The sequence below is a fragment of the Lachnospira multipara LB2003 genome (genome assembly GCF_000702205.1).
GTDB classification, from domain to species: Bacteria; Bacillota; Clostridia; order Lachnospirales; family Lachnospiraceae; genus Lachnospira; species Lachnospira multipara_A.
The window spans coordinates 1-21,044 of record NZ_JNKW01000016.1 but is presented as its reverse complement, the minus strand read 5'-3'; the positions used below and the strand labels follow the sequence as shown (position 1 = coordinate 21,044).

Annotated in this window: 17 protein-coding genes and 1 other RNA gene; 15 read left to right on the top strand and 3 right to left on the bottom strand. The window is 32.9% G+C overall.

The genetic code is table 11. The features are described 5' to 3' along the window. Positions 1 to 6 precede the first annotated feature (6 nt). From T537_RS0109150 to rnpB, 10 genes are all read left to right on the top strand, one after another. Positions 7 to 1,272 carry a replication-associated recombination protein A gene (locus T537_RS0109150; protein ID WP_051554913.1) on the top strand — a complete coding sequence of 422 codons (1,266 nt, stop codon included), beginning with the start codon at positions 7 to 9 and terminating at the stop codon, positions 1,270 to 1,272. A 30-nt stretch (positions 1,273 to 1,302) separates the two neighbouring features. After that, complete coding sequence (locus T537_RS0109145; protein ID WP_031557436.1) at positions 1,303 to 4,860, top strand: DUF5717 family protein; 3,558 nt, start codon at positions 1,303 to 1,305, stop codon at positions 4,858 to 4,860. Positions 4,861 to 4,863: 3 nt separating this feature from the next. After that, entirely contained in the window at positions 4,864 to 6,048 is a 1,185-nt protein-coding gene (locus T537_RS0109140) for a DUF5716 family protein (RefSeq protein ID WP_031557434.1), read from the top strand. Between the two features lie 10 nt (positions 6,049 to 6,058). After that, positions 6,059 to 6,886, top strand: coding sequence for a hypothetical protein (locus T537_RS0109135; protein WP_031557431.1), 828 nt, complete (start codon positions 6,059 to 6,061; stop codon positions 6,884 to 6,886). Between the two features lie 11 nt (positions 6,887 to 6,897). Continuing rightward, complete coding sequence (locus T537_RS0109130; RefSeq protein WP_031557429.1) at positions 6,898 to 8,586, top strand: AAA family ATPase; 1,689 nt, start codon at positions 6,898 to 6,900, stop codon at positions 8,584 to 8,586. Positions 8,587 to 8,706: 120 nt separating this feature from the next. Beyond that, positions 8,707 to 9,726 (top strand): phenylalanine--tRNA ligase subunit alpha, encoded by a 1,020-nt coding sequence (gene pheS / locus T537_RS0109125; protein WP_031557427.1) that lies wholly within the window; start codon positions 8,707 to 8,709, stop codon positions 9,724 to 9,726. Positions 9,727 to 9,832: 106 nt separating this feature from the next. After that, positions 9,833 to 12,253, top strand: coding sequence for a phenylalanine--tRNA ligase subunit beta (pheT, locus tag T537_RS0109120; RefSeq protein ID WP_031557424.1), 2,421 nt, complete (start codon positions 9,833 to 9,835; stop codon positions 12,251 to 12,253). Between the two features lie 198 nt (positions 12,254 to 12,451). Further along, positions 12,452 to 13,498 carry a tRNA preQ1(34) S-adenosylmethionine ribosyltransferase-isomerase QueA gene (queA, locus tag T537_RS0109115; protein WP_031557422.1) on the top strand — a complete coding sequence of 349 codons (1,047 nt, stop codon included), beginning with the start codon at positions 12,452 to 12,454 and terminating at the stop codon, positions 13,496 to 13,498. Positions 13,499 to 13,603: 105 nt separating this feature from the next. Further along, entirely contained in the window at positions 13,604 to 13,963 is a 360-nt protein-coding gene (locus tag T537_RS0109110) for a PilZ domain-containing protein (RefSeq protein ID WP_031557419.1), read from the top strand. Between the two features lie 112 nt (positions 13,964 to 14,075). Then, positions 14,076 to 14,426, top strand: an RNA gene (rnpB, locus tag T537_RS12510) — RNase P RNA component class A. Positions 14,427 to 14,465: 39 nt separating this feature from the next. Here the strand turns inward: rnpB and T537_RS0109105 are convergent. The 3 genes from T537_RS0109105 to T537_RS0109095 form a co-directional block, all read right to left on the bottom strand. Beyond that, a complete protein-coding gene (locus T537_RS0109105; RefSeq protein WP_031557417.1) occupies positions 14,466 to 14,891 on the bottom strand; it encodes an aspartate carbamoyltransferase regulatory subunit in 426 nt (141 codons plus the stop codon). Positions 14,892 to 15,010: 119 nt separating this feature from the next. Further along, positions 15,011 to 15,928 carry an aspartate carbamoyltransferase gene (gene pyrB / locus T537_RS0109100; RefSeq protein ID WP_031557415.1) on the bottom strand — a complete coding sequence of 306 codons (918 nt, stop codon included), beginning with the start codon at positions 15,926 to 15,928 and terminating at the stop codon, positions 15,011 to 15,013. A 170-nt stretch (positions 15,929 to 16,098) separates the two neighbouring features. Further along, complete coding sequence (locus tag T537_RS0109095) at positions 16,099 to 17,148, bottom strand: lactonase family protein (protein WP_031557412.1); 1,050 nt, start codon at positions 17,146 to 17,148, stop codon at positions 16,099 to 16,101. A 264-nt stretch (positions 17,149 to 17,412) separates the two neighbouring features. On the opposite strand from T537_RS0109095, the gene nrdR reads away from it, so the two are divergent. The 5 genes from nrdR to efp all read left to right on the top strand — a co-directional run bounded on the left by nrdR (position 17,413) and on the right by efp (position 20,891). Beyond that, positions 17,413 to 17,859, top strand: coding sequence for a transcriptional regulator NrdR (nrdR, locus tag T537_RS0109090; protein ID WP_027437387.1), 447 nt, complete (start codon positions 17,413 to 17,415; stop codon positions 17,857 to 17,859). Between the two features lie 27 nt (positions 17,860 to 17,886). After that, on the top strand, positions 17,887 to 18,417 hold the full coding sequence (locus tag T537_RS0109085; protein WP_031557410.1) for a YqeG family HAD IIIA-type phosphatase: 531 nt from the start codon (positions 17,887 to 17,889) through the stop codon (positions 18,415 to 18,417). Further along, complete coding sequence (gene aroE, locus T537_RS0109080; protein WP_031557409.1) at positions 18,392 to 19,750, top strand: shikimate dehydrogenase; 1,359 nt, start codon at positions 18,392 to 18,394, stop codon at positions 19,748 to 19,750. Before T537_RS0109085 ends, aroE begins: the two co-directional genes overlap by 26 nt. 7 nt (positions 19,751 to 19,757) lie before the next feature. Beyond that, a complete protein-coding gene (aroQ, locus tag T537_RS0109075; protein WP_027437390.1) occupies positions 19,758 to 20,201 on the top strand; it encodes a type II 3-dehydroquinate dehydratase in 444 nt (147 codons plus the stop codon). 132 nt (positions 20,202 to 20,333) lie between these two features. Continuing rightward, positions 20,334 to 20,891 carry an elongation factor P gene (gene efp / locus T537_RS0109070; protein WP_027437391.1) on the top strand — a complete coding sequence of 186 codons (558 nt, stop codon included), beginning with the start codon at positions 20,334 to 20,336 and terminating at the stop codon, positions 20,889 to 20,891. The last annotated feature ends 153 nt before the right edge of the window (positions 20,892 to 21,044 follow it).

Genomic DNA, 21,044 nt, shown 5'->3' with positions numbered 1-21,044 from the left:
TGTAAAATGGATTTATTTGATTATATGAGACAAAACAATGACAAGAAGGATTCTCCTCTTGCAATGCGTCTTAGACCTAAGACATTAGATGAAATAGTAGGTCAGAAACATATAATTGGCAAGGGAACTTTACTTTATAGAGCAATAAAGGCAGATAAATTAAGTTCGGTTATTTTTTATGGTCCTCCAGGAACTGGAAAAACAACTCTTGCCAAGGTTATAGCTAATACAACAAGTGCTAATTTTAAACAGATAAATGCCACAATAGCAGGCAAAAAAGATATGGAAGAGGTTATTAATGAGGCAAAGGATAACCTTTCAATGTATGGTAAAAAGACAATTCTTTTTATAGATGAGATTCATAGATTTAATAAGGGGCAGCAAGATTACTTATTGCCATATGTTGAAGATGGAACAGTGATCTTAGTTGGTGCAACTACAGAAAATCCTTACTTTGAAGTTAATGCGGCTTTAATATCAAGATCAATTATTTTTGAATTAAAACCCCTTGAAAAGGATGACATTAAAGAAATCCTAAAAAGGGCAGTTTATGATGAAGAAAGAGGCATGGGAATATATAATGCAGAAATTGATGAGGATGCTCTAGATTTTCTAGCAGATATATCTAATGGTGATGCAAGATCAGCACTAAATGCCATTGAACTTGGTATTTTAACAACGGATAAATCAGAGGATGGAAAAATCCATATTGATTTAGAAGTGGCACAAAACTGTATACAAAAAAGGGCTGTAAGGTATGATAGGGAAGGCGATAATCACTATGATACAATATCAGCTTTTATAAAGAGCATGAGGGGTTCTGACCCTGATGCAGTTGTGTATTATCTTGCTAAAATGCTTTATGCTGGGGAGGATATTAAGTTTATAGCAAGAAGAATTATGATTTGTGCAAGTGAAGATGTGGGCATGGCAGATCCTAATGCTTTAAATGTTGCGGTTTCTGCTTGTCTTGCTATTGAAAGAGTAGGAATGCCAGAGGCAAGGATTATCTTATCAGAGGCAGCTATTTATGTTGCTAAGGCTCCAAAGAGCAATGCAAGTTATTTAGCTATTGATAAGGCTCTTGATTTTGTAAAGACTCACAAGCAGGTAAGTGTTCCTACACACCTACAGGATGCCCACTATAAGGGAGCAGCTAAGCTTGGACATGGTGTGGGATATTTATATCCACATGATTATGAGGGACATTATGTCAAACAGCAATATCTTCCGGATGAATATAAGGATGAGAAGTTTTATATAGAGGATTAAAATTTGGCTTGATTTAAGGGGATAGAAAAAATGAGAGATAACAATAATCGTCTAGCTAGAGGAAAATTTAATTTTGAAGATAATAAGTTAATTGTAGAAGAAGGAGTGGTTACTCGTGATGTGGAATTAGGAGTAACCACTAGTAGTAGTTTTATAATTAAGGCAAACAAGGAAGCAAGGGGACTTGTTTACTCCTCTGATTTAAGAGTTCATATTATTGATAATGACTTTGCTGGAAAGCAGAATGAAATAAGATTTAATGTTGATGGAAGAGGATTGAAGAAAAAAGACATTTTAGAGGGCAAATTCACAATTATAAGTGACTATGGAGAAATTGAGATTCCATTTCACTTTAAATGTGTGCCTAGATTTGTTAATACAAGTATTGGAGAAGCTAGCAATCTCTTCCATTTTACTAATGTCTATCAAAGAAATAGCAAAGAAGCATTAGATATCTTTTTTAGTCCAGATTTTAAGGAGATTTTTCTTGATAATGATAGTAAAACCTGCAATCTTTACGATGTTATTAAGAATAAGGAACATGGATTAGAATCAATTGAAGAATTTTTAATATCATTAAAAAAGAAAAGAGCTATTGAATTTAAATTAGAAAAAAATGGACAAATTTATGAGAATTTAAAAGCTGATGTAAAGGATAGTTTTTTTATTAGAAAAAACGAATGGGGCAGCTTAAAGTTGCAGATTAGCTGCAATGATGATTTTATAATTTTGTCAAAAAATGTCATTACACAAGAGGATTTTACAGGAGATTTATGCGAAATAGAATATATTATAGATTCTTCAAAGCTTCATAGAGGTAAAAATTATACAAAAATAAAAGTCACTGCTTTTAATGTGGATTTAGAATATGAAATTGAGTGTAAAAGGGAAGTTAGTGAGGGCGAAACTAAGCAAAGAAAAATAAGCAGAGCCAAAAAAGATGCCTATAGACAGCTTGTAATGGAATATCTAGATTACAGAATGAATCTTACAAGAAAAGATATTTTTGTGGGACATGTTAGAGAAATTCTACATGATTGTAATAAGTATTGCAGTGATGATTTATTTTTAAAATTAGCTCTAGCACAAAGTTTTCTAATGACTAGAGAATATGAAGAAGGTAGTAAGATTATTGAAGAAGTTAAGATAAAAGCCTTGGCTTCAATAAACTCAGATCCAGTAATTTATTGCTATTATCTTTATATTAACAGCCTTTATATAAGATCAGGAGATTATACTGAAAAGGTAATAAAGCAGGTTACACAAATTTATGAATCAGGGGCTAAGTCTTGGCGAATTCTATGGATTTTGTTTTACTTAAATACTGATAATGAGAAAAATAGAAGTATAAGATTAATTAGACTAAAAGAAATAATAAAGAAGGGCTGTACAAGTCCTGTAATGTATTATGAAGCTCTTAAGATTTTTAATTTCCATCCAGAATTATTTAGAGTAGTGGATGATTTTGAATTAAAGGTTGTTAATTTTGGAATTAGACATAATGCAATACATGAAGGACTTGCTAAGCAGATAGCAAGTGTAATTGACGAGCTAAAATACGCTAGTAATGAGCAAATTGAGATTTTAAAGTACTTATATAGTGTTCATGACTTTGATGAGATTTTATGCCCACTTGTAAAGCATTTGGTTAGGGCAGGACTTGACGAAAATGAGAATAACAAATACTTTGAGCTTGCCATACTTAAGGGCTTTAAAATTACAAGAATTTATGAATATTATATATCAAGTTGCAATAAATCTCTTGATATTAGATTTCCAAAGCCTGTTCTTATGTATTTTTTATATGATAATAACATGCAAAGAGAAGATAAGGCTTTTCTTTATGGAAATATAGTGTATAATAAAGAATTTTATAAGGAAGAGTATAACTGGTATCTACAGATTATTGAGAATTTCGCCAAAGAAATGCTTAAAATGGGATTCGTTAATGAGCATATGTCCATTATTTACAATGAGTTTTTAACAGATGAGCTTATAAATGAGGCGAATTGCGATTTTGTATCCCAGTTAAAATTTATACATAAGGTAAAGGTTGACGACGACAAAATTGTAGGAGCTATTGTCAAATTAAAGGAAAAGACTAATGCTGATTTTTATGAAATAAAAAATAAGGAGTGTTATATTCCTATTTATACAGATGACTGTGCTATTGCCTTTTTATGTAATGACGGAGTTATTAGAAAGGAAGGCTTTTTATATACAGTTACACAATTAATGCCTGATATAATTAAAGATGAACAATTAAGAAATTATGAGATTTCAAATGAAGGCTTTATGATTAATTGGGCACTAGTTTGTCACAAGAGAGGATTGATTAATCCAGATGTAATAGGTGGTTACAAGTATATAATTACCAATCCTATTTTTGATAGGAATTATAAATTACAGATTAATTCATGGTTAATTAAATACTATGCTTCACAAAATGAAATTGATAATGTAACTGCGGTACTAGATATATTAATAAAGGATGATCTTTCCTTTAAAGATGGCATAGGCTTGATGGAAATAATGATTAATAATAAGCTTTATGATGAAGCCTTTAATCTTGGCAGAAAGTACGGATTTAGTGGCATTAGGCCAGCAAGATTACTTGGCCTTTGTGATGCTATGATTGCTAAATTTGATATGGTAGCTAATACATGGGTTGATTATGTTACAACATATCTTTTTACTAACAGAGTTTATAATGAAAATATGCTTAAGTACATGATAGTAAATTTTAATGGTACTAATGAAGAACTTTATAAATTGTGGAAGTCATGTAAAAAATTTGGCTTAGATGTAACTTTATTATCTGAAAGAACCTTGTCACAGATGATGTTTAGTAGAGTACATAATGGTCGATTAACTGAAATTTTTGTGGACTATTATAATACCAATGGTATAAAGTTGCTAGTTAAAGCCTATTTAGCTTATAATGCCTTTCTATATGTAGTAAAGGGTAAAAAATCCAATGAAGTAGTTTACAGGGTTTTTGAAAAATGTATAGAAGAAAAGGTAGGCATAGCTGATATTTGTTATGTGGCATATTTAAAGGATGTAGCAAGAAAACCAGATGTATTACAGGATGAATATAGAAAAAAGATAAGTAGAATTGCATTAGATTATTTATGTAAAAAAGAAATCTATTTGTCTTTCTATGATGCTTTATCAAAATACTTGATTTTGCCATATAATATAATCGGAAGCACTAATTTTGAGTATGTTGCAAGTCCAGATTGCAAGTGCTTTATTAATTATGTAATTAATGGTGGCGAGGAACATACAGAAATTATGAAAAAAACTAGCTTCGGATTATTTACGTTCAAATTAAATTTGTTTTTTGGAGACGAAGTTAAGTATTATTATATAGTTGATGATGGTAAGAATCCATATAAAACACAAGAAAATGCAATGGACTTTGATGACCTAATGAATTCATCTAACAGAGGTAGATATGATGAATTAAATGATTGCTTTGCAAGTGCTAATCTTAAGGATTATATGACCCTTAGGGAAGTAATGAGCGGGTATTGTGTCGAAAAGTATGTTGTAGATTCAACTTTTAGCATGCGAAGGGACTAAAATATGGATAGTTTAGTAAATAATGAAACAAATACAGGATTAATTATAGGCGTTGATTTAAGAGAAGATAGCGCCATGGTTAGTTATTATGATTATTCCTATGAGGATGTTATTCAAATGGAATATGATGACAGGCAAGAAACTTTTTTTGGCTGTACTTTAAAAGAAATGATAGAAGAAAAGGATGAGTTTGCACCTAATACATATAAGACCTTAACAGAGACTTTTAAGGATATAGTAGAAAGTGTAAGAATAAAAACAGATATATCAAAGGTTGATAGTATAAGCGTCTGCGTTCATGATTATAAGATTGAAACACTTGAGGCAATAAAAATTGCTCTTTCTAATTTAGATTTAGACTCATATAAGTGGGAAGTTATTTCAGATGCAGAAAGCTTTGCATATTATGCATATCTTCAAAAAAAGGAGCTATATCTTGGCGGTGTAGGTCTTATGGACTTTAGAGAAGATGGCATAGAAATGTGTAGATTAATGTCTAAGAGAGTACATAATATAGACTATATTATTGAAGAGCGTAAGCATTTTAATTCTCCAGAATTTGATTCGGTTATTTATGGTGAAAAAACTCTAGATGATATAGATGAAGAACTTTGTCAAACCTTAAATGATTTTTTGGAAAAAAGAGCTATATCTGCTATTTATTTAACTGGCAAGGGCTTTAATGTAAATAATCTACCACAGAAGTTTACAAAACAAATTGTTTGTAGAAAGAAGGCATTTATAGGTCAAAACTTATATACAAAGGGGGCTTGTTATTGCGCCCTTGAGAACTTAAAACCGAAAGTCTTCGATAATACTGTATTGCTTTCTAAGGAAAGAATAATGGTTGGAATAGAACTAGATATTAAAGAGTTTGGTAAGGATAAGAGGTTTAGACTTGTAAAGCCAGGTTCTAACTGGTTTATGGCAGAGAGAACTGTTGATTTTATATTAGATGATATAAGACAGATTAATCTAAAAATTCTAACAGCGGATAATAGATTTGATGACGAAGTTATTGATCTTTCTGATTTTCCGCTAAGGGAGGGAAAAACTACAAGAATATCACTTAATATAAAGTTTTTCTCAAATAGTAGATGCCAAATTGTAGTTAAAGATTTGGGATTTGGAGATTTTTATAGATCATCTGGAAAAGTCATATATAAAGATCTAGATTTTGCAATATAAGAGGTAGTTTATGAGCGGACTAATATTATGTAGGGGCAAGATGGCAACTAATCCCTATCACATTAAAAGTACAGGGATACGAATTTTTACAAGCCAGGAGTTGTGTTACTACATTTACAACAATATATATTTAATAGATAACGATTTTATTGATGAAGAAATGATAGCTTTTATAGAGAAGGAATTAGGAGAGAAAAATCTTGCCAATAGACTTTCTTACTTGAAAGAAAATGAAGCTGGATTAGCAGAAATTCTAGTAACTATACTTAAATCAGTGGATTATTATAGTCTTGAAGAAATTGAAAAAATACGACAAATATTAAACACATTAAGTAAACAATTTCCATATGAAAGACTTAAGAAAATGGGAGATACATTTCTATCTAATGAATGTTACTATAGCGCAATTAAGTGCTATTTAAAGATATTAGAAAAATATTCTTTAGAAGATTTTGGACCGATTTTTTATGGAAAAGTTTTACATAACTTAGGTGTTTCTTATGCCAAGATGTTTTTATATGAGAATGCCATTATTTATTTCAAGGAGAGTTATAAATATAGTCAGCATGAGGAAACAAAGCGAATGCTTATTGCATGTCAGAATATGTTACAGTCACACAGTAATGTGGAAAATATGGACATAAATGAAGATGAATATGTGGTAAGAAGTGAACTTGAGACTCTTATGGATAATGCCAGATTTACTGATGATTTTAAGGAAATTGAGGATGCTTTTAAATTAAGAGAAGAAGGTAAGATTTCAGAATTTAATATGAAAATATCCGACATTTTGAATAAATGGAAAAGTGAGTATGTAGTAGCTACTTCTAGTGATTAATTGGAGGGCATATGGGGATTTTTAAATTTATAAAGAAAAGCATGGATGAAGAATATGATTTGGATAATCTTGAAGATCTTGTTTATGAAGATGAGCCTTTAAAAGAGGAGGGCGATGAAAAGGATTTTGAGGATAATTTAGCAAATCTTTCCATGGATAAACTTTTTGTAGGCTTTGATATTGATAAAAATGGAGAAAAAATAGCTAAAGATAGCGACGTAACAGGTCGTGAAAAAAATATTGTCAATAAGAAGACTCTTTCAAAGGAAGAGGAAAAATACGATAGGCTTCTTAATAGTGTACAGGCTCAAAACCTGATTAAGACAGTTGAGAAGATGTCAGAGAAAAAAGTTAAATCAGAAGAGACTAAGGAAAAGGAAATAGAGGAACAATTAGTAGAAGGTAAGGATTCTTTATTTATTAAGAACGGAAAGAAAAGAATAGATTTTAATCAAGAAGATAATCTATTAACTGATGCAAAGAAAGATGAAGAAAAGGAACTTTTAAGAAAGATAGATAGCAGTAAGGTAGATTTAGAGGTTGATAAGCTTGAAATAGATTTGCCAGATGTTACCAAAAAACCTAAGGAATTAGATAAGGTTAATACTGATAAGTTCATGCCATCGGATATGGAAATGTATGTAAAGAGCCAGTGCGAAATAATGGAAGAAGCATCTACATTTATGGAGAGGGCTAAGATGGAATATGAAACTGTTGCCAGGTATTATGAGGATACTAAAAAAATAGATGAGGCACCAACTAATCTAAGGCTTAAGGTGGAAAATGCAGCAGAAAGAGTGGAAAATCTTACAACTGATAGAAGAATAAGCAGAGGAATGGGAAACCAGCTCCCAATGGATGTCTTTAGACGTATGGAAAATCTTGAAAAAGAAATTCCTGAAGCTATTGATGATATTAGAAGCCAGGAAGATTATTATGAGAATGTAAAAAGAGATATGAGAATGCTTGAAGGAGAAAGACTTGGTTTAAAGGATGAAGCAAGAAATCTTGTAAAGCGACAAATCAATATCAGAAGTTTTTCAATCACATCCATAATTTGTATGGCTGTAATATTTATTGCATTTATTTTTGCAATGATTCGACTAGAGGACGATGCTAATTCTATGCTTTTTGTAACAATTACAGCAGTTGCTGCTATGATAGCATTAAGTCTTTTTTACCTACTTAGAAAGACAGAAAGAGAAGTTTATGTGGTTGAAAATAAGATTAATAAAGCCACAACCCTTCTAAATAAGGTTAAGATAAAATACATTAATGCAGCAAATACTCTTGATTATCAGTATAGCAAATATGATGTATCAAGTTCATATGAATTAGCTGAGAAATTTAAGCTGTTTAATATAATGAGACAAGAGCAAAGGCATTTAGTAGAAATGACAGCAGCCCTTTCGGCAGCAGAAAAAGAATTGGTGGAACTTCTTGATAAATTGGATTTATATGACTCTCATATATGGTTATCCCAGGCAAGAGCCATATTAAATGCCAAAGAAATGGTTGAAATAAGGCATAAATTAAGTGTTAGAAGACAAAAGCTTCGTACTCAAATTGAATATAACGACAAGAGAGTAAAGGAAGCTAAGGTAAATATAAAGAACATAACCAAGAGAAATCCAGAATATGCAAAGGAAGCCCTAAAGGTTGTGGAAAATTTTGAGAAGAGTTTAAGTGCTAATGCGTAGTTGTCACAATTTAAAGTGATATATTATTGAAAAAATTAGGAGTTGTGTTAAAATAAGAATTGTTTTTTTGGACCTTGGAGAGGGTCAGTAAACACTACTACGTTAAATTTAGGAGTAATTATGAACGAGAGACTAGTTAAGCTTAAAGAGAATGCGCTTGCTAAGATTAATGAAGCTGATTCTCTTGATAAATTAAATGATATCAGAGTAGCCTTTTTAGGTAAGAAGGGTGAACTTACAGAAATACTTAAGGGAATGAAGGATATTGCCCCAGAAGATAGACCTAAGGTTGGTCAGATTGTTAATGAAACAAGAGCAGCAATTGAAGAAGTTTTAGAGGATGCTAAGAAGAATTTAGCTAGCAAGGCTCTTGAAGCTAAATTAAAGTCAGAGGTTATTGATGTTACACTTCCAGCTAAGAAGAATAATGTTGGACATAGTCATCCTAACACATTAGCTCTAGAGGAAGTTAAGAAGATCTTTATTGGTATGGGTTATGAAGTAGTTGAAGGCCCAGAAGTTGAATATGATTATTATAACTTCGAGGCACTTAACATTCCAGCTAACCATCCAGCAAAGGATGAGCAGGATACATTCTATATTGATGATAAGATTTTACTTAGAACACAGACTTCTTCAGTTCAGGTTCGTGAAATGGAAAGAGGTAAACTTCCAATTAAGATGATTAGTCCTGGTAGAGTTTACAGAGCAGATGAAGTAGATGCAACTCATTCACCATGTTTCCATCAGGTAGAGGGTATGGTAATTGATGAGAATATTACATTCGCAGATCTTAAGGGTACATTAGCTGAATTTGCTAAGCAGCTCTTTGGACCAGAAACAAAAGTTAAATTTAGACCACATCACTTCCCATTTACAGAACCAAGTGCTGAAATGGATGTTAGCTGCTTTAAGTGCGGTGGTAAGGGATGTCGTATGTGTAAGGGTGAAGGCTGGATTGAAATCCTTGGTTGCGGTATGATTCATCCTCATGTATTTGAAATGAGTGGTATTGATAAAGATAAATACACAGGTTTCGCCTTCGGTATCGGCTTAGAGAGAATCGCACTTCTTAAGTACGAAATCGATGATATGAGACTTTTATATGAGAACGATGAAAGATTCTTAAAGCAATTTTAAGAGTTGTGACAACTGCGAAGCAGTTGCCATGTAGGCTCGAGCAGATTGCTAAGGCAATTCTAATGCGAGAGCTTCTATTTTAAGCAACTAAAAGGGAGATTAAATCATGAATACATCTTTAAATTGGATTAAAGCTATGGTCCCAGGCCTTGAGTGCACTGATCAGGAATTCCGTGATGCTATGACACTTTCAGGAACTAAGGTTGAGGGATTTGAAAGATATAATAAGAACTTAGAAAAAATCGTAGTAGGTCAGATTGAGTCAGTAGAGGCTCATCCAGATGCTAATAAATTAGTAGTTTGCCAGGTTAATGTAGGTAGTGAAACAGTACAGATTGTAACTGGTGCACCTAATATTAAGGTTGGTAGCTCAGGTCAGAAAGTACCAGTAGTACTTGATGGCGGTAAGGTTGCAGGTGGACACGATGGCGGTCCATTACCAGAGAATGGTATTAAGATTAAGAAGGGTAAGCTTCGTGGCGTTGAATCATTTGGTATGATGTGTTCTATGGAAGAACTTGGTGTATCATCAGAATTCTATCCAACAGCTGACTCAGAAGGTATTTATATTTTAGGTGATGATGCTGTTGTAGGTTCATCAGCTATTGATTACCTTGGTCTTAACGATGTTGTTTACGAATATGAAATTACTAATAACAGAGTAGATTGTTATAGTGTAATTGGTATTGCAAGAGAAGCAGCAGCTACATTTAAGAAGGAATTTAAGGCTCCTGTTGTTACTAAGACTGGTAACCATGAGGACGTTAACGATTATATTAAGGTTGAAGTTAAGGATAATGATCTTTGCAAGCGTTATACAGCTAGAGTTGTAAAGGATATTAAGATTGCTCCATCACCAGAGTGGATGAGACAGAGACTTATGACAGCTGGAATTAGACCTATTAATAATATCGTAGATATTACAAACTACGTTATGGAAGAATATGGTCAGCCAATGCATGCATATGATCTTGATACTATTGAAGATAGAAAGATAGTTGTTGCAAGAGCTAAGGATGGAGAAAAGTTTGTTACTTTAGATGGTCAGGAAAGAAATCTTGATTCAGAAGTTCTTATGATTAATGATGGCAAGAAGTCTATTGGCATTGCTGGTATTATGGGTGGAGAGAACTCAATGATTACTGATGATGTTAAGACAATGCTTTTTGAGGCTGCTACATTTGATGGAACTAATATTAGAAAGTCAGCTAAGAGAGTAGGTCTTCGTACTGATGCTTCTGGTAAGTTTGAGAAGGGTCTTGATCCAGAGAATGCTATGGCAGCAATGGATAGAGCTTGCCAGCTTATTGAAGAGCTTGGTGCTGGTGTTGTAGTTGGTGGTGCAATTGATATTTACCCAGAGAAGGTAGAAAGAAAGAGAATTGCATTTGAACCAGAAAAAATCAATGCTTTACTTGGTACTGATGTGTCAGTTGATGACATGATGACATATTTTAAGAGACTTGAAATTGAATATGATAAGGACAGCAATGAACTTATTATTCCTACATTTAGACAGGATTTACTTAGAAATGCTGATATTGCTGAAGAAGTTGCTAGATTCTTTGGTTATGACAACATTCCTACAACACTTCCTCATGGTGCAACAACTATGGGTAAGATTTCATTTAAGCAGGAAGTTGAATTAGAAGCTGCAAGAATCGCTAAGTTTGCAGGTTTCTCAGAAGCTATGACATATTCATTTGAAAGTCCTAAGGTATTTGATAAATTAATGCTTGATAAGGATGATGTATTACGTAAGACAATCGTAATTTCTAATCCTTTAGGAGAAGATTTCTCAATTATGAGAACACTTCCACTAAATGGTATGCTTAATAGCCTTTCAACTAACTATAACAGACGTAATAAGGACGTTAAGTTATTTGAACTTGCTAAGATTTATCTTCCAACAGAGAATGATCTTCCAGATGAAAGAGTACAGTTTACACTTGGTTCATTTGGTAACGTTGATTTCTTCTCTATGAAGGGTGTTGTTGAAGAATTCTTAAGCGAAATTGGTATTGATGATAAGTTAACATATAATGCTGATGCTAAGAAGAATTTCTTACATCCAGGTAGACAGGCTGAAATTAGTTTAGATGGTAAGGTTCTTGGTTATTTAGGTGAGGTTCATCCTACAGTATTAAATAATTATGGAATTGGTGATAGAGCATATGTTGCAGTATTAGATATGCCTGTTGTTACAGAACTTGCAAACTTCGATATTAAATACACTGGAATTGCTAAATTCCCAGCTGTAACAAGAGATTTAAGTATGGTAATGCCAAAGTCTATGCCAGTTGGTGATGTTGAAGCTATTATTGCTAAGCGTGGCGGCAAGTTAGTAGAGAATTACAATTTATTTGATATCTATGAAGGTAGCCAGATTAAGGAAGGATTCAAGTCAGTAGCATATTCTATTTCATTTAGAGCTAATGACAGAACCCTTGAAGACAAGGATATTACACCAGTTATGGAAAAAATCTTAGCAGATTTAAGCAATTTAGGTGTAGAACTTAGAGCTTAATTAAATATTAGCTTGATTTCTGTAAGAAATAGATATAATATATTAACTTCGGGGAGTATTTTGAACCTTGCGATTATAGTGCCTTCGGCCACGCAAGGCTGCATTGCAATTACAAAGTAATTGCAACAATTAACTTCCCGAAGTTAGTTTTTGACTAAGAAAGGGCATAACCGCGTTGGTTATGTTTAAAGGTGTTTTATGGATTTACATGATTTTGATTATGATTTACCAGAGGAGTTAATTGCACAGGATCCGCTTTCAGACAGATCATCTTCAAGACTTATGGTTCTTAATAAAGAAACAGGTAAGTTAGAACATAAGATTTTTAGGGATATTATTGATTATCTTAATCCTGGTGATTGTCTTGTAATTAATGATACTAAGGTTATTCCAGCAAGACTTTATGGCGAGAAGGAAGGCACAGGAGCAGGTATTGAAGTACTCTTACTTAAGCGTAAAGAGGATTTAAAGGATACATGGGAAGTTCTTGTAAAGCCTGGTAAAAAAGCTAAGGTTGGGGCTAGAATCAGCTTTGGTGATGGTAAGCTTGTTGCTGAAGTTAAAGATATTGTTGATGATGGCAACAGAATAATTCAATTCGAGTATGATGGTATTTTTGAAGAGATTCTTGATGAATTAGGACAGATGCCACTTCCACCATATATTACACATAAGCTTGAAGATAAGGATAGATATCAGACAGTTTATGCAACACATAAAGGCTCAGCTGCAGCACCTACAGCAGGATTACATTTTACTAAGGAATTATTAGAAGCTATTGAACAAAAGGGTGTTAAGATAGCAAGGGTAACTCTTCATGTAGGTTTAGGTACATTTAGACCGGTTAAGGTTGAGAATATTCAAGAACACCATATGCATTCTGAATTCTATATGGTAAGCGAAGAAGCAGCTAATACAATTAATGAGACTAGAAAAAACGGTGGTCGTATTATTTGTGTTGGTACAACTTCTACAAGAACAATTGAATCGGTAGCAGATGAAGATGGTAATGTACCAGCTAAGACAGGATGGACAGATATTTTTATTTATCCTGGATATAAATTTAAGACAGTAGATTGTCTTATAACTAACTTCCATTTACCAGAATCAACTTTAGTTATGCTTGTATCAGCTCTTGCAGGCAGAGAGAATATTCTTAATGCATATAAGGAAGCTGTTAAAGAAAAATATAGATTCTTTAGTTTTGGTGATGCAATGTTTATCACAGATAATGAAATAAACTAATAAATTATATTTTAAATAACAAAAGTACATAAATTTGTATTGTTTAAATTTCTTTTCAATGTTAAAATAATATAAAGTAGAGAGGACAATATGGAGGTAACGTAGATGGTTGAGAGAAGAAAGTCTAAGAGGACTGACATCGACGTGGTTATTTCATTGAAACAATTAGGGGACAATTTTGTTACAGGAATTTCTGGTAGAGCAGTTGCTGTTAATACACTTAATATCTCTAGAGATGGAATAGCGTTTAAGTCAGACAGGAACTTTAAGCTAAATACTTACCACGATACAATTATTACATTAGATAATAAAGAATGCTTTGAGGCTATTATCGAAATTGTACGTATGGAGAATTTAGGCGAACCAGAGACAACTTATGGTTGTAGATTCATTGGTATTACAAGTGAAGATCAATTTAAGATTGATGTATACCAGTTAGTTTATGAATCTAAGTGCGTTTCTTAATAGTTGTGACAACTGCGAAGCAGTTGCCATGTAGGCTCGAGCAGATTGCCAAGGGCAATTCTAATGCGAGAGCTTCCATAAGGAGCGTAAGAGATAATTTAAGATTTATTATGGAGTAAGACAGATGATCGCGGCTACAATCTCGAAAGGGAGTAGGTGAGGAAAGTCCGGGCTTCATAGGGCAGGATGCCGGATAACGTCCGGTGGAGGCGACTCCAAGGCTAGTGCAACAGAAATATACCGCCAGCAATGGTAAGGGTGGAAAGGTGGCTTAAGAGACCACCGCTTTGTTGGTAACAACATTGGCTATGTAAACCCCATCCGAAGCAAGACCGAGTAAAAACAATACGTTTGCCCGACGTGTTTTAGGTAGGTCGCTTGAGCCTATTGGTAACAGTAGGACTAGATAGATGATCATCACGAAGTAATTCGACATAACCCGGCTTATAGTTTTGCTCTTAATAATATATAAAAAGCACCTCGTAGAGGTGCTTTTTGTTTTTTATCTATTATATTTTTCTTCACAATACTTGCATCTATAAACCTGCTTTTCTTCATCAGCTAAGAAAAATACATGCTTTAATCCCTGTTCAATTGATGTAATACAACGTGGATTATTACAAAAGATTATGTTAGTAATTTCCTTAGGAAGAGAAAGAGTCTTCTTTTCAACGATTTCTCCATCCTTTATAACATTAACTGTTATAGAGTGATCAATAAAGCCTAAGGCATCAAGATCAACTAAATCAAGGCCACCCTCAATCTTAATAATATCTTTTTTACCCATTTTATTAGAACGAGCATTTTTAATAATGGCAACCTGACAATCAAGTAAGCCAAGTCCTAATTTATTATAGATTTCCATTGCTTTACCAGCTTCAATGTGGTCAAGAACGAAACCTTCGTTTAACTGTCCAACGTTTAACATAATGATCTCCTTTTTGTGTAAGTAAAAGCATAAGATTGTGCTAAAACCCGACTACATTAGCTAATGTCTTATTCTTTACCTATTAATTGATATATTTAGCTTATATATGTGTGTAAATTTTACTTGTCAAGTCCTAGAAGTGTAAGGATAAGAGCCATTCTTACATATACACCGTATTTTGCCTGTTTAAAGTATGCAGCTCTTGGATCATCATCAACTTCTACTGAGATTTCGTTAACTCTTGGAAGTGGGTGTAATACATACATGCTTTCCTTAGCCATAGCCATCTTAGCCTTATCAAGTACATAGAAACCTTTCATTCTTAAGTATTCATCTTCAGAGAAGAATCTTTCTCTTTGAACTCTTGTCATATATAAGAAGTCAAGTTCTGGCATAACTTCATCTAAGCTTTCAACTTCAACGAAATCACAGTTATTTGCTTTTAAAACATCATCTCTAATATAATCTGGAATTCTAAGTTCTTTAGGAGAAATAAGAACGAATTTGATGTTAGAATATCTAACCAATGAACTAATAAGTGAATGAACAGTACGTCCAAATTTAAGATCGCCACAAAGGCCAATAGTGAAATTGTTTAAGGAACCACCAAGTTCTCTAATTGTCATTAAATCTGTAAGAGTTTGTGTAGGATGCTGATGACCACCATCACCTGCATTAATAACAGGAATTCTAGAAACAGAAGCAGCAACCATCGGTGCACCTTCCTTTGGATGTCTCATAGCAGCTATATCTGCATAACAAGAAATTACTCTAATTGTATCTGCAACACTTTCGCCTTTAGATGCCGATGAGGAATTGGCAGAAGAAAAACCTAATACAGACCCTCCTAAGTTAAGCATCGCAGCTTCAAAACTTAATCGGGTTCTTGTACTAGGTTCATAGAAAAGAGTTGCTAATTTTTTGCCTTCACAACGTTTAGAATACTTATCTGGGTTGTGAGAAATATCTCTAGCTAAATCAAGTAAGTTATCAAGTTCTTCTAAACTTAAATCTAGCGGACTAAGTAAATGTTTCATATTGCCTCCAAAAGTTATTATAGTGTTATTGATTTCTTAATCTTCAATATTCTACTATTAATTTTTACAATAATCAATCAAAATTTAAAAAAAATACAAAAAAGAATCAAAATTCCCATAGGGGAACTTTGATTCTTATAGTTGTAGTTAAGTATTCTTGCTAGTTATTCTTAGTCTAGTGCAACGATTTCCATATTGTTAGGACGAGAAACCTTAATTGGTTTGCCATTCATAACAATAAGACCTTTATCATAGTGAACTGTAAAAATAGTAATTGTGTTATTCTCGTTATTCATACATAATACATGCTTGTCATCAGGGAAGACATTAACATATTTAGGATATTCACCACTTACAGGAAGAGAGTTAAGAGCTGATAATTTACCAGATCTTTTATCTACGCTGTATACAGTAAGTGTGTCATCACCTGCATTAGAGCAAAGTAAATTCTTACCAGAATTAGTAAATTTAATATAAGCTGCTGCACTGTTAGATTTGTGATCCTTACGTACTGTAAAGATATTCTGGATTAATTCAAATCTGTTCTTATCTGAATTCTTGTCGTATGAATAAACATTAATATAATTTTTAAGTTCACATACAACATAAGCAAATCGACCATCTTCACTAAATAAAATCTGACGAGGTGCAGATTCTTGTTGAGAACGAATAATATCATAGAGCTTAATTTTACCAGTTTTATGATTGAATTCATATAATTTAATCTGATCAATACCTAAATCACAAGCACATAATAAATCTTCATCAGGAGTAAATGATAAAGAGCTAATATGTGGTCTAGAATTACGTTCTGCAATGCTACCCATACCCTTATGAAATACTTCATCAGCAATGGCACCAATAGAGCCATCAGCCTTAATCTTAAGAACTGTAATCTTACCATCATGGTAACCAGAAACAATAAGGAATTTATTGTCCTTAGTAACAACTATGCAACATCCTCTCATGCCGTTAATAGAAGCAGTATTTAGCTTCTTTAGTGAGCCATCTTCTAAGATCTTGAAAGAAGTTACACCTTGGTCACAAATTGAATATAAGAATTTTTTATCACTTGATGTAGTAACATAAGATGGATTATCAATTTCGATTTCATCTCTTTCTTCAATGCGTCCATTATCAACATCTAAGTCATATATATGAATGCCTTTACTTTTTTCTTGTGTGTATGTTCCAACATATGCTACATATTTTTTACTCATAGTGTTCCTCCAATAATAATGCAGTATTGTACCCATGAAAATAAAAACCCCATTGTAATTAAGTCACGGATAAAAACAATCTATTGTAATTTTAATTCAACAACAGCTTTTTTTCAATAGCACAAGGTTAATTTTTTAACAAAACTAATAATGTTAAGTGTATAGTTTTTTGTATAAAATATACATTTTTTTGGACAAAAAGTTTGACGAAAATTCTAATTTTATTTATAATTAATTTAATAAAAGGGCTTGGAGGTGTTAAATATGAAGTGTCCTTATTGTGGTAATGACAATACTAAAGTAATTGATTCAAGACCAACAGATGATAGCTCAATTAGAAGACGTCGTCAGTGTGAGGTCTGTGGCAAGAGATTTACAACCTATGAGAAGGTTGAGACCCTTCCCTTAATTGTTATAAAAAAGGACAACAATAGAGAACCTTATGATAGAGAAAAAATTGTTGCAGGTATAGTTAGATCGTGTCATAAAAGACCTGTTTCAATGTCTAAGATAAATTCCATGGTTGACGAAATTGAAAATACAATATTTAATATGGGTGAGAAAGAAATCTCAACTAATACAATTGGCGAAATTGTAATGGATAAATTAAAAGATACAGATGAGGTTGCTTACGTTAGATTTGCGTCAGTATATCGAGAATTCAAGGATGTTAATACATTTATGGATGAGATTAAGAAGATTTTAAAGTAAGCAAACAAAGTAATACAAGGAGTTTTTATGTTAAAAAGGTTTTTTCCAGATGTGTATATTGATTCTGCTTACAAAATAGATTATGAGGGCCTCTATAACGCAGGTTATAGAGGCATTATCTTTGATATAGATAATACCTTGGTAGAACATGATGCACCAGTTGATGAAAGATGCAAAAATTTATTTAAGAGATTACATGAGATTGGATTTGAAACATGTATTATTTCTAATAATGATGAGGAAAGAGTAAGGCCACTAGCTATTGCTGCAGACTCTAAATATGTAAGTAAGGCAGGAAAGCCTAATCCAAAAAATTATTACAAAGCAATGAGCATTATGAAGACTAAGACTAATGAGACATTTTTTGTAGGAGATCAGATTTTTACAGATGTTTGGGGAGCCAATAGAGCAGGTATTTATTCGATTTTAGTAAAACCTATTGCAAAGCATGAAGAGATTCAGATAGTATTAAAAAGAAGACTTGAATGGATTGTTCTTAGGTCTTACAAAAGGTTTAAAAGGAAGAAGGAAAATGAAAGAAGTAAAGGGAACAACTAGAGTTTTAGGACTTATAGGAAACCCGGTGGAGCATTCAATATCGCCACTAATTCACAATACCTTGGCTAGTCTTAATGAGGATGACTATGTTTATACAACTTTTAAGGTAGAAAAAAATGGTGTGGCTGATGCTATTAGGGGAGCCTATGCATTAAATGTATTAGGTTTAAATGTAACGGTACCTTACAAATCAGAGGTAATTGACTATCTTACTAGTATTGATCCATTAGCAAAGGCTATAGGGGCAGTAAATACCTTGGTTAGAACTGATGATGGATTTAAAGGATATAATACAGATATCCTAGGACTTGAAAGAGAGTTAATGGATGAAGGGATAACATTATCTAATAGGACATGTATAATTCTTGGAGCAGGAGGAGCTGCAAGAGCTATAGCTTTTTTATGTGCTAGTAGAAATGCTAAGAAAGTTTATGTATTAAATCGTACAATTAATAAGGCAGAGTCCATAAAAGAGGCAGTTAATAGTTATTTTAAAAAGGATCTGGTTAAAGCTCTTAAGCTTAGTGATTATACTAAGATTGATGAGGATGATTGCATATGTATTCAGTGCTCAAGTGTTGGCTTATATCCTAATGTAGAAGATGTAATTATTAGTGATGAAGCCTTTTATAAGAAGCTAGAAGTAGGAGTTGATATAATTTATAACCCAGCTAATACCGCCTTTATGAAGGCTTGTAATAGGGCAGGAGTTAAAAGCTACAACGGATTAAAAATGCTTCTATATCAAGCTATATGCGCCTATGAATTGTGGTCTGGGAGCCAAATTTCACAAAGCAGTAGTCAATTCATTTATGAAAAAATGCAGGCTAACATGGCAGGAAATATTATTCTTATAGGATTTATGGGAAGTGGTAAGACAACTTTTGGTAAATGGATTAGCAAAAATAAAAATATGGATTTTATAGATACAGACGAATTAATAGAAAAGAAAGAGCATAGAACTATTAATGAGATTTTTGAAAAGGATGGAGAAAAATACTTTAGAGACCTTGAGACAAGCACTATTAAGGAATTAAGTAAAAGTCTTAACAATACAGTAATTTCTGTTGGTGGCGGCTTAGCTGTTAAAGAGGAGAATGTTAGGATTTTAAAATCTATGGGAAAAGTAGTTTATCTTGAAACTTCAAAGGCTGAACTAATGAAACGATTAGCTAATGATACTAATAGACCTTTACTTAAAGGCTCTAATTTAAGCGATAAAATAGATGATTTAATGGCAAGAAGAGAAGATATCTATAGAACAGCGGCTACAGTTATTGTAAATACTAATGATGGCAATATGGATAGAATGTATAAAGAGATTGAAAGGTGATAAATTAATGAAGATTTTAGTAATTAATGGACCTAATATTAATTTTTTAGGAATAAGAGAAAAAGGTATTTATGGCGAGAATAACTACGATTCTTTAGTATCTATGATTGAAAATAAAGCACAGAATTTAGGCATTGATGTGGAAGTTTTTCAGTCAAATCATGAAGGAGAAATAATAGATAAGATTCAGGAGGCTTTCTATGAGAAGGTTGATGGAATAGTAATAAATCCTGGAGCTTATACACATTACTCATATGCAATTAGAGATGCTCTATCATCAGTTGAGCAGATTCCTAAGATAGAAGTGCATATTTCTAATATTCATAAAAGAGAAGAATTTAGACATACAAGCGTAACAGCACCAACATGTGTTGGTCAAATTGTTGGTCTTGGATTAAATGGATATTTGTTAGCTCTAGAGGCTATTGTGGATTTGGTTAAGAAAAAATAGTTGCCAAATGCCGACTATTAGTATAAAATTAATAAGGTTATTGCGTATCTTAGGAGGGGAAATCTTTTCTAAGATTTATAGATTATTTTTAACAGATAATATGATTGATTTTATTTAGGAGGTTTACCAAGCATGGTTACAGCAGGTGATTTTAAGAATGGTATTACAATTCAGATGGATGGAAACATTTGGCAGATTATTGAATTCCAGCATGTAAAGCCAGGTAAGGGCGCAGCTTTTGTTAGAACAAAGTTAAAGAATATCGTTTCTGGTGGTGTTGTTGAAAAGTCTTTCAGACCAACAGAAAAATTTGATTTAGCTCATATCGAGAAGAAGGAATATCAGTATCTTTACGCTGATGGAGATTTATTCTACTTCATGAATACAGAAACATATGATCAGATCGCTTTATCTAAGGAGAATGTTGGTGATTCACTTAAGTTCGTTAAGGAGAATGAATTAGTTAAGCTATGTTCACATGAAGGTAATGTATTCTCAATTGAGCCACCTATTACAGTTGAGCTTTTAATTACAGAATCAGAACCAGGCGTTAAGGGTGATACAGCTACAGGTGCTACAAAGCCAGCTATCCTTGAAACAGGCGCTAAGATTAATGTTCCATTATTCGTTAACCAGGGTGATACAATCAAGATTGATACACGTACAGGCGAATATCTTTCAAGAGCATAATCATATATAATTTATATTAATTTACACCAGATTCATTTTTGAATCTGGTGTTTTTTTGCAGTGCGCCTTGCGGCGCACGTTTTCTAATGGGTGAAAGTCCCTAATCCGCCCTAGTAGTGGGAAGGATACAGCCAAGGACAAAGGTGTCCATCG

Coding starts and splice junctions, on each gene's coding strand:
- T537_RS0109135 (WP_031557431.1), top strand. CDS start 6,059: ATGAGCGGACTAATATTATGTAGGGGCAAGATGGCAACTAATCCCTAT.
- T537_RS0109150 (WP_051554913.1), top strand. CDS start 7: ATGGATTTATTTGATTATATGAGACAAAACAATGACAAGAAGGATTCT.
- aroE (WP_031557409.1), top strand. CDS start 18,392: ATGAAAGAAGTAAAGGGAACAACTAGAGTTTTAGGACTTATAGGAAAC.
- pheT (WP_031557424.1), top strand. CDS start 9,833: ATGAATACATCTTTAAATTGGATTAAAGCTATGGTCCCAGGCCTTGAG.
- T537_RS0109145 (WP_031557436.1), top strand. CDS start 1,303: ATGAGAGATAACAATAATCGTCTAGCTAGAGGAAAATTTAATTTTGAA.
- T537_RS0109095 (WP_031557412.1), bottom strand. CDS start 17,148: ATGAGTAAAAAATATGTAGCATATGTTGGAACATACACACAAGAAAAA.
- efp (WP_027437391.1), top strand. CDS start 20,334: ATGGTTACAGCAGGTGATTTTAAGAATGGTATTACAATTCAGATGGAT.
- queA (WP_031557422.1), top strand. CDS start 12,452: ATGGATTTACATGATTTTGATTATGATTTACCAGAGGAGTTAATTGCA.
- T537_RS0109140 (WP_031557434.1), top strand. CDS start 4,864: ATGGATAGTTTAGTAAATAATGAAACAAATACAGGATTAATTATAGGC.
- T537_RS0109085 (WP_031557410.1), top strand. CDS start 17,887: ATGTTAAAAAGGTTTTTTCCAGATGTGTATATTGATTCTGCTTACAAA.
- T537_RS0109110 (WP_031557419.1), top strand. CDS start 13,604: ATGGTTGAGAGAAGAAAGTCTAAGAGGACTGACATCGACGTGGTTATT.
- nrdR (WP_027437387.1), top strand. CDS start 17,413: ATGAAGTGTCCTTATTGTGGTAATGACAATACTAAAGTAATTGATTCA.
- aroQ (WP_027437390.1), top strand. CDS start 19,758: ATGAAGATTTTAGTAATTAATGGACCTAATATTAATTTTTTAGGAATA.
- T537_RS0109130 (WP_031557429.1), top strand. CDS start 6,898: ATGGGGATTTTTAAATTTATAAAGAAAAGCATGGATGAAGAATATGAT.
- pheS (WP_031557427.1), top strand. CDS start 8,707: ATGAACGAGAGACTAGTTAAGCTTAAAGAGAATGCGCTTGCTAAGATT.
- T537_RS0109105 (WP_031557417.1), bottom strand. CDS start 14,891: ATGTTAAACGTTGGACAGTTAAACGAAGGTTTCGTTCTTGACCACATT.
- pyrB (WP_031557415.1), bottom strand. CDS start 15,928: ATGAAACATTTACTTAGTCCGCTAGATTTAAGTTTAGAAGAACTTGAT.